Source organism: Bradyrhizobium sp. 930_D9_N1_4, from assembly GCF_052076015.1.
GTDB lineage: Bacteria > Pseudomonadota > Alphaproteobacteria > Rhizobiales > Xanthobacteraceae > Bradyrhizobium.
In genome coordinates, this window is the sequence record NZ_CP197236.1 from 5,591,494 (window position 1) to 5,607,971 (window position 16,478).

Genomic DNA, 16,478 nt, shown 5'->3' on the forward strand with positions numbered 1-16,478 from the left:
ATGCGCACGTTCATCGTCGGAGACGAGACAAAGCTCAAGGCCCTCGGCGAGAAGCTGCTGCTCGCCAATCTCAGTCAGGTCCGCAGCGACGCCGCGCTGAAGGCGTTGCAGGAGGCCAATCCGCACGCCGACCTCAACAAGCTTGCGCGTGGTACCGTCCTGTTCGTACCGGATGCACCGGGATTCAAGGTGAGCACGACCAGCTCAGCCACCGAAGGCCCGCTCGCCGCTTTGCACGACCTCCTCGACCAGACGCTCAGTCTTGCGCTGGAGGAGACCGCGGCCGGCAACAGCGCGCGCCTCGCAGACCAGGAGCAGACCGTGAAGGCTTTCGACGATGGCGCGGTGAAGAAGGCGATCAGCGACCCCAATATCGGCGGCCAGGTCCGCGAGAGCGTCAATGCCGTCAGGAAGGGGTTTGAGGCCGACCGCGAGCTGGGCGCACGCGCGGAGAAGAACCTCACCGAGACTGGAAAGGCCGCAATCGCAAAGCTCAACGAGCTCGGCAAGATCTTTGGATGACCAGCCCGCGCGTCCGCCCTCGACGGCTGCTCAAACCGCGCAATATCGTTCCTGGATGTCCTTGTCCGCCAGCAGCGCCGCGGCGCTGCTTTGGTGTACCACCTCGCCCTGGTCGATGATCACGGCGCGGTCAGCCAGTCGTAGGGCCCATTCGACGTTCTGCTCGACCAGCAGCAGCGTCTTGCCTTCGTCGCGCAGGCGGCGGAACAACACGCCCATCTCCTCGACCAGGACGGGCATGATGCCCTCCGAGGGTTCGTCGAGCAGGATCATTTTCGGCTTTGCGATCAACGCACGGGCGATCGCCAGCATCTGCTGCTCGCCGCCCGAAAGCGTCACGCCCTCCTGGTCGAGGCGCTCCTTCAAGCGAGGAAACGTCTCGGCGATCTCGTCGATCGCTGCGCGCTCGTCAATCTCGCTGCCGGCAGCGACGAGCCCAAGCCGCAGATTCTCGCGCACGGAGAGGCCGGCGACGATGCGTCGCTCCTCGGGCACATAAGCGAGGCCAAGATGAAAGCGCTGATGGGCACGGAGCGGCAAGAGATCGCTGCCCGCAAAGCGCACGCGGCCCGTCGTCTTCGGCATCAGGCCCATCATCGCCCGCAAGGTCGTGGTCTTGCCGGCACCGTTGCGGCCGACGAGAGCCACCACCTCGCCCTCCTTCACGTGCAGGGAAATGCCGTGGAGGATATGGCTCGCGCCGTACCAGGCATGAAGATCATTGATTTCGAGCAGTGCGGTCTCAGCCATAGCCTTCACTCTGTCCGAGATAGACCCGGCGGACTTCCGGATTGCTCCTGATCTCGTCGGGCGCGCCGTCGGCCAGCAATCGGCCGTGGTGCAGCACCACGACGCGCTTGGACAGGCCCAGCACCATCTTCATCTTGTGCTCCACCAGCAGCACCGTGCGCTTCTCCGCAAGGCGCTCGAGCAGCGCGACCATGTCCTTGGTCTCTTCCGGCCCCATCCCGGCAGTCGGCTCGTCCAGCAGGAGCAATTCCGGCTCGGAGACCAGCGCGATTGCGATCTCGAGCGCACGCTGCTGACCATGCGACAGGAACTTTGCCAGTTCTCCGCGCCGGCCGAGCAGTCCGACCGCGTCGAGCGCGGCATCAGCCCGCGCATGCAGATCCGTCAGCCGAGCACGGTTGCGCCAGATATCGTAACTCACGGTCAGGGCCTGCGCAGCGACGCGCACGTTCTCGTGCACGGACAGGTCCGGGAAGATGTTCGTGATCTGGTAGGAGCGCGAGATGCCCTGATGCACGAAGCGGTGCTGCGGCAGGCCATTCAGCTCGCGGCCCCGGAAGTGCAGCTTGCCCGACGTCGGGGTCAGCGCGCCGGAGAGGATGTTGAAGAAGGTGCTCTTGCCGGCGCCGTTCGGCCCGATGATCGAGGTGAGCTGACCCGCCGCAAAAGACACCGTGATGCCTTCGAGCGCGACGAAGCCACCAAAATGCTTGCCGATTCCCTCGACGCGAAGCAGTTCGCCGCTCATGGCCGCGCCTTTCCGATGCCGAGCGTATCGAGCAGCGTGCCCCAGATGCCCTTGGGCAGGAACAGCACGAACAGGACGAAGATCGTGCCGACGAAGAGCTGCCAATGCGGGGTCCAGACCGAGATGACGTGCTCCAGGATCAGGAACGCCGCCGCACCGACGAAAGGCCCGAAGAAGCTCCGGGCGCCGCCGAGCAGCACCATCATCACGATCGTGCCCGAGGTCTGGTAGTGCAGGAGATCCAGCGGCACGATCGACAGATGCAGCGCCAACATGCAGCCGCCGAGCGACGAGATGGCCCCCGACAGCATGAACACGATCAGCTTGCTGCGCTCGACGTCATAGCCGCAGGCCCGCGCGCGCTGCTCGTTTTCGCGGATGGCCTCGATGACGGCTCCGAACGGCGAGTTCAGGATCCGCGACTGGAACCACATCGCCAGCGCCGCGAAGGCCATCAGCACGTAGTATTTGTTGACGGGGTCGAGAAAATTGACCTGGAGACCGAACAGGCTGATGCGGTCGACGGTGAAGCCGCGCAGGCCGTTCTCGCCGCCGGTGAAGGACGACGCCTGAAGCGCCACGTAATAGACGAGCTGGGCCAGCGCGAGCGTCACCATGGAGAAATAGATGCCGCGGGTGCGCGTCGAGACGATTCCGATCGCGGCGGCGAGGCCGGTGCTGAGCAGCACGGCCATAGGGACCGCAGCGAACCACGGCACGCCGTAGCGGCCGATCGCAATGCCGGTGAAATAGGCGCCGGCGCCGAAGAAGGCCGCCTGACCGAACGACAGCAGCCCGGTGTAACCGAACAGCAGATTGTAGCCCATCACCACGACGCCGTAGATCAGGACGTTGACGGCCAGCGCCTGCGACGGCAGCAGCCAGGGCAGCACGGCCAGCACCGCAATGGACAGCAGCACGCGTTGCTCGAGGAGCCAACTGAGCCCGCTGAAGACGGGTTTGGCGACCGCTTCGCCGCTCGATGGTGACGTCACGCGGTCCTCCCTCTCACGCCGAACAGACCTTGCGGGCGGATCAGCAGCACCACTGCCATCAGCGCGAACATCACGATGGTCGCCATTTCAGGCGCGAACAGCGCCACCAGACTGATGGAGATGCCGACCATGAGGCCGGCGACGACTGCACCGACGATCGAGCCGAGCCCACCGATCACGGTCACCACGAAGGCTTCCGCCAGCACCAGCGAGCCCATCTCCGGATTGACACTGCGCATGGGTCCGGCGAGCACGCCGCCGAGCGCCGCCAGCCCGACTCCCAGCCCGAAAATCGCGAGCCAGACGCGACCGATATCGACACCGAGCACCTGCATGATGGTGGGGTCGCGGGCGCCGGCGCGCACGATCAATCCGATGCGGGTCTTCTCCAGCGTCAGCCAGAGCACCAGCAGCACCACGGCCACCAGGGCGATGACGAACAGCCGGTAGCGCGGGAAGAAGCCGATGCCGAGATCGAGCACGCCGATCAACTGCGGCGGGGTCGGAAACGGAATGCCGTCGCTGCCGAACACGATGCGCACACCTTCGACCAGAATGTAGCTGAGGCCGAAGGTGAGCAGCAGCGGGTCGTCGATCGAGCGTTCATAGAGCCTGCGGATCAAAACGAACTCGATCAGCATGCCGAAGGCACCGATCAAAATGGGAGCCAGCAGCAATCCCCACCAGAAGCTTCCGGTGAGCGATGCCAGATACAGCCCGGCATAGGCCCCGATCATGAACAGCGCGCCATGGGCGAAATTCACCACCCCGAGCATGCCGAACACGATCGTCAGTCCAAGCGCAGTGATCACCAGGACCGCCCCAAGGGCGATCCCGGAGAGAAGCTGCATGGTGATCAGCGACAGGTCCATCGTCACAGACTTAGGTCGCGTGGCCGAGCTCGCTGCAACTGCGCAGCATATCGTCGGAGCCGATGTCGTTGGCGAGAATGGCGAACAGGTCGTTTTCGTTGGCCATGGCGGACTTCTTCTTGGACTCCAGCACCAGCACCGACTGCACCGACTGATGATCGCATTTGCGGTAGTGCTGCGGGCCCTTGGTCAGATCGTATTGCAGTTTCTCCAGGGCATCGACAACCTTGTCGGTATCGGTACCACCGGCCGTCTGCATGGCGGCCAGCAGCGATCCGACACCCGAATAGCCATAGGCGCCGTAGTCGGTCGGGATCGCGCCGCCATTGGCGGCCTTGAACGCAGCGTTGAAAGCGGCAGCCGACTTGCTCTGCGACTCCAGGCCCCAGTAGTAATTGGCGCCGCCGACCACGCCCTCGAACACGTCAGGACCGACCGCGAGCCGCTGGTTGTGCAGGATGACGGGCACGACGATCTTCATCTGCTGCTTGACGCCGAAATCCACGGCCTGCTTGATCGCATTGGCCTGGTCGCGGCCGAAATTGGAAATGCAGAGCACGTCCGGTCGCATCGACATCAGGCGCGGCATGAAGGTGGAATAGTCGGCCGCTCCGAACGGATGCAGGATCTCGCCGACATTGTCCGCACCGATCGCCGCCTGCGCACGCTTGAAGCCGCGCAGCATTTCGTGGCCGTAGGCATAGTCGGCGACGAGATGGGCGACCTTCATGCCCTTCTTCAGCGTCTGCCGCGCCACCGCTGCGGTCGTCATGTGCGGGTTCAGCGCCTCGTGGAAGGTGTATTTGCTGAAATCCTTGGCCTCGTTGATGGTGTCGGACTGGCTGATCGAGACGTAGATCACGCCGCGGGCGCGGGTGACTTCGTTGACTGCGAGCTGCACGGCACTGGAGAGCGCGCCGACCACGGCGTGAACCTTGTCCTTCTCGATCAGCTCAAGCGTGCGGGTTGCGGCTTCGCCGGCGTTGAGCTTGTCATCGCGGACCAGCAGCTCGACCTTGCGGCCACCGATGCCGCCCTTGTCGTTGACGAGTTTCACGGCGAGCTCGGCGCATTTGACCTGGTCGCGCGCTTCGGCGGCAAACGGGCCGGTCAGCGGCGTCGGGAAGCCGATGCGGATCGTCTCGTCAGCTGCGCGGCCGAGCCTGGGCATAGCGAGCAAGGCTGCGCCTGCTGAGAGGCCGGCGAGCGCGGTGCGGCGGGTTATTCTCGGGGTCGAGCCGGATTTGGGCATGATTTCCTCCAATTGTCTTTTTTCTAGAAACGCTTCAGGGCTTTCAGGATTTTCGTGGGCGTGATCGGAATCGAATTGATCGTCGCATCGAACGGGGTGAGCGCATCGTTGACGGCATTGAGGACGCAGGCTGACGCCGCCGCCGTGCCTGCCTCGCCAACTCCCTTGGCGCCGAGCACCGTGTCCGCGGTCGGCGTCTCGACATGGGCGATGACGATGTCGGGCATCTCCACCGGCATCGGCACGAGGTAGTCGGCAAGCGAGCCGTTCATCAGCTGGCCGGTCTCGCTGTAGCGGCACTCCTCGAACAGGGCGGCGCCGAGCCCCTGCACGATGCCGCCACGCAGCTGCTCGTCCACCAGCATCGGGTTGATGACCCGGCCGCAATCCTCGACGATGAAATGCTTCAAGACCTTGATGAAGCCGGTCTCGACATCGACCTCCAGCGAGCAACCCTGGATGCCGTTGGTGAAGGCGAACGGATAGCCCTGCGGCGCAAAATGATGGCTGACAGTGAGCTGCGCCTGCGTACCCGGTGGCAGCGTGTCGGAGCGGAAATAGGCGATGCGCGCGATCTCGGCGATCGGCATCCGCCGGTTCCGCGTGCCGGCGTCGACCACCTCGCCATCGATGATGTCCAGCGCCGACGGCTGCTCCTGAAGGATGAGCGCGGCGATCTCCAGGATGTTGCGCTTGAGCGCACGGGTTGCCTGGAGCGCGGTCTCGCCGCCGATGCCGGCGCCGCGGCAGGCCCAAGTGGCGCCACCATGCGGGGTCACCTCGGTATCGCCGGTGATGACTTTGACGTGCTCCTGCGCAAGTCCGAGCTGGTCGGCCACGATCTGGCTGATGATCGCCTCGGTGCCTTGCCCCTGCTCGGTCACCGAGATCAGGCACCGCACTTCGCCCGACGGCGTCAGGCTGAGAACCGCGCCGTCCTGCGAGGAGATCCGCGCACCGCCGACGCCATAGAAAGCGGGACTGGGATTGGTGATCTCGACAAAGGCCGCGATGCCGATACCGCGATAGACGCCACGCTTACGCAAGTCGGCCTGCTGGGCGCGCAAGCCGTCATAGTCCATGATCTCATGCAAGCGCTTCAAGCAGGCCTGATGCGACAGCGCCTCGAAGCGATAGCCGGTCGGCGATGTCTGCGGATAGGCATCGTCGGCGATGACGTTCTGCGCCCGGATGGCAAAGGGATCGAGGCCCACTTTGACCGCTGCCATATCGACAAGCCGCTCGGTGACGGCGCAGGCAATGGGGTGACCGACGGCGCGATACTGGCTGGTCTGCACCTTGTTCTGGAAGATCACCTCCAGCGTGGCGCGGTAGTTCTTGAAGCGATAGGGCGCCCCCATCAGGCGGATCACCTGGTTGCCTTCGACCACGCTGGTGCGCGGATAGGTCGAGAACGCCCCGATCGCGGTGAGGTCCAGCACGTCCATGGCGAGAATCTCGCCCTTGGCATCCAGCGCCATCCGGGCGCGGACGCGGTGATCGCGGGCGTGGATATCGGAGACAAAGGATTCGATGCGGTCAGCGACAAATTTGACGGGACGGCCGAGCAGAATCGAGAGGCCGACCACCGCCATGTCCTCGTGATAGACATGCAGCTTCATCCCGAAGGAGCCGCCGATGTCGGTCGCAATAACGCGGACACGGGCCTCGGGAATACCAAAGTGGCGCGAATAGAGGTCCTGGAACTGATAGGGCGTCTGCGTGGCGTGATGCACGGTCAGCGCGCCGGCTGAAGGATCGTACTCAGACACGATGGCGCGCGGCTCCAGCGTGACTGCGGTATGGCGGCCGAAAGTGAACTCCTCTTCCACCACGTGCGCCGCATGCGCGAAGGTGTCGTCCACCGCACCGTTGTCGAGGTGGCTACGGAAGCAGGTGTTATTGGCGCTGCCGGGATTGACCACCGGCCCGCCGGCCGCGCGTGCGCCGTCGATATCGACGACGACAGGGAGATCCTCGTACTCGATCTCGATCAACTCCAGCGCATCTTCCGCGATGGCCCTGCTTTCGGCGACGACGGCCACCACCGCCTGCCCGGCCCAGACCACGCGATCCAGCGGCAGCGGCAATTGCGGAGCCGAGGTCATGCCCTTGAAGTGATCGAGCGTCCCGGTCCATGGCGTGCAGGTCTTTGCGAGATCCTCGCCGGTCGCAACGAGATGCACACCTTCGAGCGCGCGCGCCTCGTCGATCTTGATCGAGACGATCTTTGCGTGTGCATGCGGGCTGCGTAGAAATGCGGCGTAGAGCATACGCGGCAGCTTGAGGTCGCTGATATAGCGCCCGCGTCCCGCCAGCAGCCGCTTGGCGTTGGGCCGCGGCACCGAGCGGCCAATATAGGAATTCGGGCGATCGAGCGACGTCAGCGGCGTACTCATGTGACGCCTCCACCTTCGGTACGCGCTTTCGCAACCGCGTCGATCGCATCGACGATCGCTTCATAGCCGGTGCAGCGGCAGTAATTGCCGGACAGCGCGTCGCGGATTTCCTCGCGGTTCGGCTGCGCCACTTGCGACAATAGCTCGTGGGCATTGACCAGCATGCCTGGCGTGCAGAAGCCGCATTGCAACGCGTTGCGGCGGTGGAATTCGGCCTGAAGATCGGCAATGACACCGCTCTCGGTAAGCCCTTCGATGGTGCTGATCTTTGCGCCATCGGCCTGCACCGCGAACATCAGGCAGGAATGAACGGCGCGGCCGTCGAGCTGCACCAGGCAGGCGCCACAGGCCCCCATTTCGCAACCGGCATGCGTGCCCGTCAGCTCCAGCGCGTTGCGCAGGCAATCGATCAGCGTCTCGCGTGGCGAGACCTCACAGGCGACCTTGCGGCCGTTGACGACGAAGCGAACCCGCACGGTCTCATCGGCGTCATCCAGCAGGGTTTCGTCAAAGCCGCTCATACGCCTTCACCCAGACGTCCGAGCAGGCGTCCCAGCAGCACGCGGGCGAGATGCAGCCGCATCGCCGGGGGAATCTCGTCGCTGTCGGGCGGCGCAAGATCGCCTTCGAGCGCGCCTTGCGCAGCCGCAATACGCTCCGCACCCAAGCTCGATCCGATGAGAGTTGCCTCAGCTCCCTTCACCCGGATCGGCGTATTTCCGACCGAGAAGAAGGAGATGCGAATGTCATCGACGCGATCGCCGGTACAGGTCGCCATGATCCCGCAACCGACCATCGCGTAATCCCCGCGCCGTCGCGCCAGCTCGTCGAACGCGAAGCGCTGATCGGCCTTGAACAGCGGGACATGGACCGCCGTGATCAGTTCACCGGGCTGCAAGGCGGTCTCGAACAGATCGAGGAAGAAATCGTCCGCTTTAACCCGCCGGGTCCCGGAGGGGCCCGCGATCTCGATCTCGGCATCGAGCGCCAAGGTCATCGCCGGAAATTCCGACGCGGGGTCGGCCAGCGCAACGCTGCCGCCAAAGGTGCCGCGGTTGCGGATTGCGGGGTGGGCGACGAACGGCGCTGCGGCATGCAAGAGCGGTGCGAACTCGGCGATCAGCGGCTCGCTCAGCATCTCGCAATGGCGCGTCAGTGCACCGATGCGCAAATAGCCGCCTTCGCGCCTGACGCCACGCAGCGCGTCAATATGGGTTATGTCGATCAGAAGTCGCGGCGCCTGCAGCCGCAGCGACAGTGCCGGCACGAGGCTCTGGCCACCGGCGATGAAGCGCGCGTCATCGCCGACGCGGGCGTGAGCCTCCAGCGCCTGGTCGATCGTCGCCGCACGAAAATAGCTGAAAGCCCTCGCCTTCACTGCCGTTTCCTCGATATCCATCGGATCATCAGCCGGGATGCCAGATTTGTAACCATCTGGTCTCAAAATCCTGACACGCTGCCCGTGGACGGTCAACAGGAAATGACCATTTGGTTACAAATGCGCCTTGGGCTATGAAGGCTTCGAGGCGTGCGATTCAGCGACGAAATGGCCCGAAAAGCGCAGAAACCAGCGAAGCGACCGGTCCGGAAGCGGACCGAGACAGGCAAGACCGCGCCAAAGCGCCGCAACATGCGCGCGGCCGACCGCGAGCGCGCGATCGTAGACGAGGCGATACGATTTTTTGCCGAGCGCGGCTTCGAGGGCCAGACCCGCGAGCTGGCAAAGCGCATGGGCATCACCCATTCGGCAATCTACCGCCACTTCCCGAGCAAGGAAGCGCTGATCGAGCGCGTCTACCAAGAGGTCTATCTCAGCCGCTGGTCGCCCGAGTGGGGCCCGATGATCCGCGACCGTTCGCAATCACTGGAAGCGCGACTGACGCGCTTCTATCTCGACTATGTCGAGCGCGTGTTCGAGTACAATTGGGTGCGGATCTTCGTCTTCTCCGGCATGAAGTCGTTCGGCATCACCGGCCGCTATCTCGACATCGTCAGGCGCGAGATCATCGAGCCTGCGGCGGCCGAACTGCGGCACGATCTGAAGCTGCCCGACGCAAAGGCCCGTCCGCTCAGCGAACGCGAGACCGAGCTGTTCTGGGGCCTGCACGGCCGCATCTTCTATCTCGCCATCCGCAAATTCATCTACGAGACGCCGATCCCGCCCGATCTCGACGCCATCGTCCGCGACGCCGTCCAGACTTTCATGGACGGCGCGAAGACGACGATGCCGAAACTGCTGGTGAGTGGCTAACTACTTCGCCAGGCTCGGCAGATCGAGCCCCTTGTCACGCGCGCAGTCGATCGCGGTCTCGTAGCCCGCATCCGCATGGCGCATGACGCCGCTGGCGGGATCGTTCCAGAGCACACGCTCGATCCGCTTCGCGGCCTCAGGCGTTCCATCGGCGACAATCACCATACCGGCATGCTGCGAATAGCCTATACCGACGCCGCCGCCATGGTGCAGCGACACCCAGGTCGCGCCGCTGGCGCAGTTGAGCAACGCATTCAGCAGGGGCCAGTCGGACACCGCATCCGATCCGTCCTTCATCGCCTCGGTCTCGCGATTGGGGCTCGCCACCGAACCGCTGTCGAGATGATCGCGGCCGATCACGATCGGCGCTTTCAATTCGCCGCGCGCCACCATTTCGTTGAAGGCAAGCCCGAGGCGATGACGATCGCCGAGGCCAACCCAGCAGATGCGCGCCGGCAGGCCCTGGAACTTGATGCGTTCCCTCGCCATGTCGAGCCAGTTGTGCAGATGCTTGTCGTCCGGCATCAGCTCTTTCACCTTGGCATCGGTCTTGAAGATGTCCTCGGGATCGCCTGAGAGCGCGGCCCAGCGGAACGGGCCAACGCCACGGCAGAACAAGGGACGGATATAGGCGGGCACGAAGCCAGGAAAATCGAAGGCGTTTTTCAGGCCCATGTCCTGCGCCATCTGGCGGATGTTGTTGCCGTAGTCTAGCGTCGGAATGCCCTGCGCATGGAAATCCAGCATGGCCTGGACGTGCTCGACCATCGACGTCTTCGACGCACGCTCCACGGTCTTCGGATCCGCAGCGCGCTTGGCCTCCCAATCGGCCAGCGTCCAGCCCTTCGGCAGATAGCCGTTGATCGGATCATGCGCGCTGGTCTGGTCAGTGACAATGTCCGGCTTGACGCCGCGGCGCACCAGCTCCGGGAAAATCTCCGCTGCGTTCCCGAGCAGACCGACCGAAACTGCCTTCTTCGTCTTTGCGGCCTCTTCCATGATCGCAAGCGCTTCGTCGAGCGTTGCGGCCTGGCGATCGAGATAGCCGGTGCGCAGCCGCATCTCGATGCGGCTCGGCTGGCATTCGACCGCGAGCATCGAGGCCCCTGCCATGGTCGCGGCCAGCGGCTGCGCGCCGCCCATGCCGCCAAGGCCGGCGGTGAGAATCCATTTACCGGCGAGGCTGCCGCCATAGTGACGACGCCCGACCTCGACAAAGGTCTCGTACGTACCCTGCACGATTCCCTGGCTGCCGATGTAGATCCAGGAGCCCGCGGTCATCTGGCCATACATCATCAGGCCCCGGCGATCGAGCTCGTTGAAATGATCGAGCGTCGCCCAATGCGGCACGATGTTGGAGTTCGCGATCAGCACGCGCGGAGCGTCGGCATGAGTGCGGAATACGCCGACCGGCTTGCCGGACTGGACCAGCAGCGTCTGGTCGTTCTCGAGTTCGCGCAAGGCGGCGGTAATCCGGTCAAAACTCTCCCAGTCGCGCGCAGCGCGACCAATCCCGCCATAGACAACAAGCTCGCTCGGACGCTCCGCCACGTCAGGGTCGAGATTGTTCATCAGCATACGCAGCGGCGCTTCCGTCAGCCAGCTCTTGGCACTGATCTCGCTGCCACGGGGTGCGCGGATGGTTCGGTCGTTGTCCAGTCGGCGGTTCATGCGGACACCTCTTCAGACGAGTCTCGGAAACGGATCAGTCGAAAGCGCTGCAATCGCCGCAGCCGGCAATGCGCCGGCTTCGACCAGCGCAGCGGCCTTGGCGAGATCGCCGGCCATGTAGCGGTCGGCTCCGAGCGCAGGCACCTGCTCACGAAGTGCGGCGATGACGGCTACGAGCGGAGCGCTGGTCGCATGCGGCGTACGCAGCGTGATGCCTTGGGCCGCGACCAGAAGCTCGATACCCAGAATGGCCGCAAGATTGTCGGCCATGTCAGACAGGCGTCGCGCGGCATGCGCGGCCATCGAGACGTGGTCTTCCTGATTGGCGCTGGTCGGCGTCGAGTCGATCGAGCAGGCGGAAGCGCGCTGCTTGTTCTCGGCATAGAGCGCCGCCGCCGTCACCTCGGCGATCATGAAGCCGGAATTGATGCCGGGATCGGGCGTCAGGAACGGCGGCAGACCAAAATTGAGTGCGGGATCGACCAGCGTGGCAATGCGCCGCTCGCTGATCGCGCCAATCTCCGACAGCGCCAACGCGATGGCGTCGGCGGCAAAGGCCACCGGCTCGGCGTGAAAATTGCCACCGGACACAATCTCGCCGGTTTCGACCAGGACCAGTGGATTGTCGGTGACGGCATTGGCCTCGACGATCAGCGTGCGCGCAGCCTGCATGATCAGGTCGAGCGCCGCGCCGGCCACTTGCGGCTGACAACGCAGGCAATAGGGATCCTGCACGCGCTCGTCGCCTTCGAGATGCGACAGGCGGATGTCGCTGCCGTCGAGCAGCGCCATAAGCGTCGCGGCCGCATCGATCTGCCCGGCATGACCGCGCAGCACCTGGATTTCCGGACGGAACGGCGCCGTCGACGCCATCGCCGCATCGACCGACAGCGCGCCGGTGACGAGTGCCGCCCGGGCCAGGCCAAATGCACGCAGCACGCCGGAGACGGCATAGGCGGTCGAGAACTGCGTACCGTTGATCAGCGCGAGCCCTTCTTTGGGACCAAGCGTCAACGGCGCTAGGCCAGCGGCGGCGAGCCCATCGCTGCCGGACACAGCTTTCCCGTCAACGATCGCCTGCCCCTCACCGATCATCACCGCCGTCATATGCGCGAGCGGTGCGAGATCGCCGGAGGCGCCGACCGAGCCCTGCTGCGGCACCAGCGGATAGATTTGGCGGGCCAGCATACTCTGCAACTGCTCGATCACCTCGCGCCGCACGCCCGAGGCACCGCGCCCGAGCGAGATGATCTTCAACGCCATCATCAGGCGGACGATCGGCTCCGGCGTTGCCGGTCCGACGCCGCAGCAATGCGAGACGATGAGATTGCGCTGGAGCAGCGCGGTCTGATCGGGCGGAATCCGTTTTGAGGCCAGCTTGCCGAAACCGGTGTTGATGCCATAGACGGGGATATCGGCTCGTGCCGCCTTCGCGACAATCTCCGCAGCCGCATCGACGCGCGGCCAGAACGAGGCATCAAGCACGACCGATTGCCCCGCAAGCACGCGCGCGAGATCATCGAGGCTGACCGTGCCCGGCTTGACGACGATCGCTGCGCCCGGCTCCGTCACTGGCCCCTCCACACGCGCCGGTGCAGCGGATTGAAGCCGATGCGGTAGACGAGCTCTGCCGGGCGCTCGATGTCCCAGATCGCGAGATCGCACCATTTACCGGCCTCCAGCGTACCGGTTTCATCGAGCACGCCGAGCGCGCGTGCGCCTTCGCGGGTAACGCCGGCAAGGCACTCGGCCACATTCATTCGGAACAGCGTCGCGCCCATGTTCATCGCGAGCAGCAGCGAGGTCAGGGGCGAGCTGCCGGGATTGCAGTCGGTCGCGAGCGCCATGGGAACGCCGTGCTTGCGGAATGCTTCGACCGGGGGCTTCTGCGTCTCGCGGATGAAGTAGAACGCGCCGGGCAGCAGCACGGCGACCGTGCCCGCCTCGGCCATTGCGGCGGCGCCGGCTTCGTCGGTGTGCTCGAGGTGATCGGCGGAGAGCGCGGAGAATTGCGCGGCAAGCGCCGCGCCGCCGAGGTTCGAGAGCTGATCGGCATGTAGCTTGACCGGCAAGCCCAACCGCTTCGCGACTTCGAATACCCGCGCCGTCTGCTCGGCCGAGAACGCTATGCCTTCCATGAAGGCGTCGACTGCATCGGCAAGCCCGGCCTTCGCGACAGCCGGCAGCATCTCCTTGCAGACGAGATCGATGTAGCGATCCTTGTCACCATTGGCCTCGACCGGCAGCGCGTGCGCGCCGAGGAAGGATGTGCGGATTGCGACCGGCCGCTGGCGACCGAGGCTGCGCGCGGCGGCGAGCTGGCGCATCTCGGTCCCGGTGTCGAGGCCGTATCCGGACTTGATCTCGACCGTAGTGGCGCCTTCTCCGATCAGTGCATCGAGCCGCGGCAGCGCACTTGCGACCAACTCGGCCTCGCTCGCCTTGCGCGTCGCGGCCACCGTCGAGACGATACCGCCGCCGGCCCGCGCGATCTCCTCGTAGCTCGCGCCCTTCAGGCGCAGCTCGAATTCATGCGCGCGGTTGCCGCCATAGACGAGATGCGTGTGGCAGTCGACGAGGCCCGGCGTAATCCAGCGCCCCTCGCAATCGATGCGCTTGATTGCGTCCGCATCGACAGGGAAATCCGCCGCCGCGCCGGCATAGACGATATGGCCGCCGCGGATGGCGATCACGCCGTGCTCGATCTCGTCGAGATCGGGACGGTCGGCCCGCATCGTGGCGAGCCGGGCGTTATGCCAGATCCGGTCGAAGCGCTCTGCCATGCCACTGTCCCCTCACGTGGGATGCTTGACTTATATGTCTAGACATATAATCGTAAGGCCGTTCTGTCCAGCCGGCGTGTCATCAATCATGTCCCGACTGCATTTCGCCTCCGCGCTCCTGCCCTCGGGCTGGGCCAATGACGTGCAGGTGGTGATCACCGCCGGCGCGATCGCGGAGGTGACGCCGAACGTAGCGCCAGCCGCCGGCGACGAACGCCACACCATCGCGCTTCCGGGACTTGCGAGCCTGCACAGCCACGCCTTTCAGCGCGGCATGGCAGGACTTGCGGAGCAGCGCGGCGACAGCACCGATACATTCTGGACCTGGCGCGAGACGATGTATCGCTTCGCGTTGGCAATGACGCCGGATGACGTGACCGCCGTTGCGACGCTGCTATATGTCGAGATGCTGGAACAGGGTTTTACGCGCGTCGGCGAATTCCACTATCTGCATCACGATCGCGATGGCTCGCACTATTCCGATATCGGCGAAATGGCTGGGCGTATCGCACTGGCTGCCGAAGCGTCAGGCATTGGCCTGACGCTGCTGCCGAGTTTTTACGCGCATGGCTCTTTTGGCGGCGCTGCACCGCATGACGGCCAACGACGCTTCATCTGCACGGTCGATCAGTTCGCTGCGCTGATGGCCGCGTCACGCAGGGCGATCGCAAGCTTGCCCGGCGCCAATATCGGCATCGCGCCGCACAGTCTTCGCGCGGTTGCGCCGGATGAGCTCGCGGCCATCATTCCGCTCGCGGAAGGTGGGCCGGTGCACATTCACGCCGCCGAGCAATTAAAGGAAGTCGAGGATTGCCTGGCCTGGTCGGGCCGGCGTCCGGTGCAATGGCTGCTGGAGCACGCGCCCGTCAATCAGCGCTGGTGCCTCATCCACGCGACGCATATGACGGAGGCGGAACTCACGGCATTCGCGAAGACCGGCGCGGTGGCGGGTCTCTGCCCCATCACAGAGGCAAGCCTCGGCGACGGCACCTTCCCCGCGCGCGAATTTCTCGCTGCCGGCGGCGCGTTCGGTGTGGGCACCGATTCCAACGTGCTGGTCGGCGTCGCCGACGAGCTGCGTCAGCTCGAATACGGCCAGCGCCTCAAGCATCGCCAGCGCAACGTCCTCTCCAGCGGCGAAGGCCGTTCGACGGGACGCTCGCTGTTCGATCACGCGCTCGCAGGCGGTACGCAAGCGCTGGCACAGACGACGGTAGGTCTCGCGCCCGGTGCGCGCGCCGACATCGTCACGCTCGATACGGCACATCCGTCGCTGGCGGGACGCGCAGGCGATACAGTCATCGACGGCTGGATCTTTGCGGCAGTCAGCGGCGCGATCGATTGCGTATGGGCTGGCGGAGCCAAGGTGGTCGAAGGCGGCCGGCATAGACTGCGCCAGGCCGCGCGCGAACGCTTCAACGCGGTGGTGCGGAGGCTCGCCGCATGAGCCTTTCGACCGATGCGACCGACAAGCCAACGCTCTACAAGCGCATCCGCGCCGATATCGAAAAACGCATCCTGACCGGCGAATGGCCGCCGGGGCATCGCATCCCGTTCGAGCATGAGCTGGTCGCGCGCTACGGCTGTTCGCGCATGACGGTGAACAAGGCACTGTCGGAGCTGGCGCAGGCCGATCTGATCGAACGGCGGCGGCGCGCAGGCTCGTTCGTGCGCAGGCCGCAGCATCAGTCGGCGGTGCTCAAGATCGCCGACATTCGGGCCGAGATCACCGCGCTCGGCCGCGGTTACGGCTACGAACTGATCGGGCGCAAGCTGCGTGCGGCAACCGCTGCCGACCGCGAGCGTCTTGGTGTCAAGAAGGCCGGCAAGGTGGTTGCGATCACCTGCCGCCACAGCGCCGACAACGTGCCGTTTGCCGTCGAGGACCGGCTGATCGACCTTGCGTCCGTGCCGGATGCGGCAAACGCGGATTTCTCCCGCGAACCGCCCGGCTCGTGGCTGCTTCATCATGTCCCATGGACAGAAGCCGAGCATACGATCAGCGCGATCGTTGCGGATGATCGCACGGCGGAAGCGCTCGACATCGCCATCGGCGCGCCCTGTCTCGTGATCGACCGCTATACCTGGCGCAGCGCGCGCACGATCACCGCCGTGCGCCTGCTTTATCCCGGTGACTCTCACCGCCTTGTCGCCCGATTCAAGGGAGGTTGAGAGGACGATGTCGGCACAAATCGTGCAACGCTTCGGGCAACGGTCCACAGGGGCCGACAGAGA

General features: G+C 64.9%; 15 protein-coding genes. 4 read left to right on the forward strand and 11 right to left on the reverse strand.

Annotation, left to right across the window (positions count from 1 at the left end):
* The gene (locus tag AB7532_RS26705) at positions 1-522 is read left to right on the forward strand and encodes a hypothetical protein (protein ID WP_441237672.1); all 522 of its coding nucleotides are present in this window, start codon (positions 1-3) and stop codon (positions 520-522) included.
* Positions 523-552: 30 nt separating this feature from the next.
* Here AB7532_RS26705 and AB7532_RS26710 read toward each other — a convergent pair whose 3' ends face one another.
* Genes AB7532_RS26710 through AB7532_RS26745 form a run of 8 tightly spaced genes read right to left on the reverse strand, consistent with a single transcriptional unit; the run spans position 553 to position 8,916 of the window.
* Positions 553-1,272 carry an ABC transporter ATP-binding protein gene (locus AB7532_RS26710; protein ID WP_441237673.1) on the reverse strand — a complete coding sequence of 240 codons (720 nt, stop codon included), beginning with the start codon at positions 1,270-1,272 and terminating at the stop codon, positions 553-555.
* Positions 1,265-2,020: an ABC transporter ATP-binding protein gene (locus AB7532_RS26715; protein WP_441237674.1), complete on the reverse strand. Its 756-nt coding sequence runs from the start codon at positions 2,018-2,020 to the stop codon at positions 1,265-1,267. Before AB7532_RS26715 ends, AB7532_RS26710 begins: the two co-directional genes overlap by 8 nt.
* Positions 2,017-3,015: a branched-chain amino acid ABC transporter permease gene (locus AB7532_RS26720; RefSeq protein ID WP_441237675.1), complete on the reverse strand. Its 999-nt coding sequence runs from the start codon at positions 3,013-3,015 to the stop codon at positions 2,017-2,019. Before AB7532_RS26720 ends, AB7532_RS26715 begins: the two co-directional genes overlap by 4 nt.
* Complete coding sequence (locus AB7532_RS26725) at positions 3,012-3,887, reverse strand: branched-chain amino acid ABC transporter permease (protein WP_441237676.1); 876 nt, start codon at positions 3,885-3,887, stop codon at positions 3,012-3,014. Before AB7532_RS26725 ends, AB7532_RS26720 begins: the two co-directional genes overlap by 4 nt.
* Before the next feature lie 10 nt (positions 3,888-3,897).
* On the reverse strand, positions 3,898-5,139 hold the full coding sequence (locus AB7532_RS26730; protein WP_441237677.1) for an ABC transporter substrate-binding protein: 1,242 nt from the start codon (positions 5,137-5,139) through the stop codon (positions 3,898-3,900).
* A gap of 23 nt (positions 5,140-5,162) precedes the next feature.
* Positions 5,163-7,538: a xanthine dehydrogenase family protein molybdopterin-binding subunit gene (locus tag AB7532_RS26735; protein WP_441237678.1), complete on the reverse strand. Its 2,376-nt coding sequence runs from the start codon at positions 7,536-7,538 to the stop codon at positions 5,163-5,165.
* Complete coding sequence (locus AB7532_RS26740; protein WP_441237679.1) at positions 7,535-8,059, reverse strand: (2Fe-2S)-binding protein; 525 nt, start codon at positions 8,057-8,059, stop codon at positions 7,535-7,537. The genes AB7532_RS26735 and AB7532_RS26740 overlap by 4 nt, the downstream gene beginning before the upstream one ends.
* A complete protein-coding gene (locus tag AB7532_RS26745) occupies positions 8,056-8,916 on the reverse strand; it encodes an FAD binding domain-containing protein (RefSeq protein ID WP_441239359.1) in 861 nt (286 codons plus the stop codon). The genes AB7532_RS26740 and AB7532_RS26745 overlap by 4 nt, the downstream gene beginning before the upstream one ends.
* Positions 8,917-9,168: 252 nt before the next feature.
* On the opposite strand from AB7532_RS26745, the gene AB7532_RS26750 reads away from it, so the two are divergent.
* Positions 9,169-9,789, forward strand: coding sequence for a TetR/AcrR family transcriptional regulator (locus AB7532_RS26750; RefSeq protein ID WP_441237680.1), 621 nt, complete (start codon positions 9,169-9,171; stop codon positions 9,787-9,789).
* On the opposite strand, the gene hutU is transcribed toward AB7532_RS26750, so the two are convergent.
* Genes hutU through hutI form a run of 3 tightly spaced genes read right to left on the reverse strand, consistent with a single transcriptional unit; the run spans position 9,790 to position 14,243 of the window.
* Positions 9,790-11,460, reverse strand: a complete 1,671-nt coding sequence (gene hutU / locus AB7532_RS26755; RefSeq protein ID WP_441237681.1) for a urocanate hydratase — start codon at positions 11,458-11,460, stop codon at positions 9,790-9,792. It lies immediately after the preceding gene.
* A 12-nt stretch (positions 11,461-11,472) separates the two neighbouring features.
* Positions 11,473-13,032: a histidine ammonia-lyase gene (gene hutH, locus AB7532_RS26760; protein ID WP_441237682.1), complete on the reverse strand. Its 1,560-nt coding sequence runs from the start codon at positions 13,030-13,032 to the stop codon at positions 11,473-11,475.
* Positions 13,029-14,243, reverse strand: coding sequence for an imidazolonepropionase (hutI, locus tag AB7532_RS26765; protein ID WP_441237683.1), 1,215 nt, complete (start codon positions 14,241-14,243; stop codon positions 13,029-13,031). Before hutI ends, hutH begins: the two co-directional genes overlap by 4 nt.
* Positions 14,244-14,331: 88 nt before the next feature.
* Here hutI and AB7532_RS26770 point away from each other — a divergent pair, with 88 nt between their 5' ends.
* Together AB7532_RS26770 and hutC are read left to right on the forward strand one after the other, a co-directional pair.
* Positions 14,332-15,690, forward strand: a complete 1,359-nt coding sequence (locus AB7532_RS26770; RefSeq protein WP_441237684.1) for a formimidoylglutamate deiminase — start codon at positions 14,332-14,334, stop codon at positions 15,688-15,690.
* On the forward strand, positions 15,687-16,415 hold the full coding sequence (gene hutC / locus AB7532_RS26775; protein ID WP_441237685.1) for a histidine utilization repressor: 729 nt from the start codon (positions 15,687-15,689) through the stop codon (positions 16,413-16,415). Before AB7532_RS26770 ends, hutC begins: the two co-directional genes overlap by 4 nt.
* The last annotated feature ends 63 nt before the right edge of the window (positions 16,416-16,478 follow it).

Bases quoted from the DNA above. Each gene is read 5' to 3' on its own strand.
- AB7532_RS26705 (WP_441237672.1), top strand. From the start codon at position 1: ATGCGCACGTTCATCGTCGGAGACGAGACAAAGCTCAAGGCCCTCGGC.
- AB7532_RS26710 (WP_441237673.1), bottom strand. From the start codon at position 1,272: ATGGCTGAGACCGCACTGCTCGAAATCAATGATCTTCATGCCTGGTAC.
- AB7532_RS26715 (WP_441237674.1), bottom strand. From the start codon at position 2,020: ATGAGCGGCGAACTGCTTCGCGTCGAGGGAATCGGCAAGCATTTTGGT.
- AB7532_RS26725 (WP_441237676.1), bottom strand. From the start codon at position 3,887: ATGGACCTGTCGCTGATCACCATGCAGCTTCTCTCCGGGATCGCCCTT.
- AB7532_RS26730 (WP_441237677.1), bottom strand. From the start codon at position 5,139: ATGCCCAAATCCGGCTCGACCCCGAGAATAACCCGCCGCACCGCGCTC.
- AB7532_RS26735 (WP_441237678.1), bottom strand. From the start codon at position 7,538: ATGAGTACGCCGCTGACGTCGCTCGATCGCCCGAATTCCTATATTGGC.
- AB7532_RS26740 (WP_441237679.1), bottom strand. From the start codon at position 8,059: ATGAGCGGCTTTGACGAAACCCTGCTGGATGACGCCGATGAGACCGTG.
- AB7532_RS26750 (WP_441237680.1), top strand. From the start codon at position 9,169: ATGCGCGCGGCCGACCGCGAGCGCGCGATCGTAGACGAGGCGATACGA.
- hutU (WP_441237681.1), bottom strand. From the start codon at position 11,460: ATGAACCGCCGACTGGACAACGACCGAACCATCCGCGCACCCCGTGGC.
- hutI (WP_441237683.1), bottom strand. From the start codon at position 14,243: ATGGCAGAGCGCTTCGACCGGATCTGGCATAACGCCCGGCTCGCCACG.
- AB7532_RS26770 (WP_441237684.1), top strand. From the start codon at position 14,332: ATGTCCCGACTGCATTTCGCCTCCGCGCTCCTGCCCTCGGGCTGGGCC.
- hutC (WP_441237685.1), top strand. From the start codon at position 15,687: ATGAGCCTTTCGACCGATGCGACCGACAAGCCAACGCTCTACAAGCGC.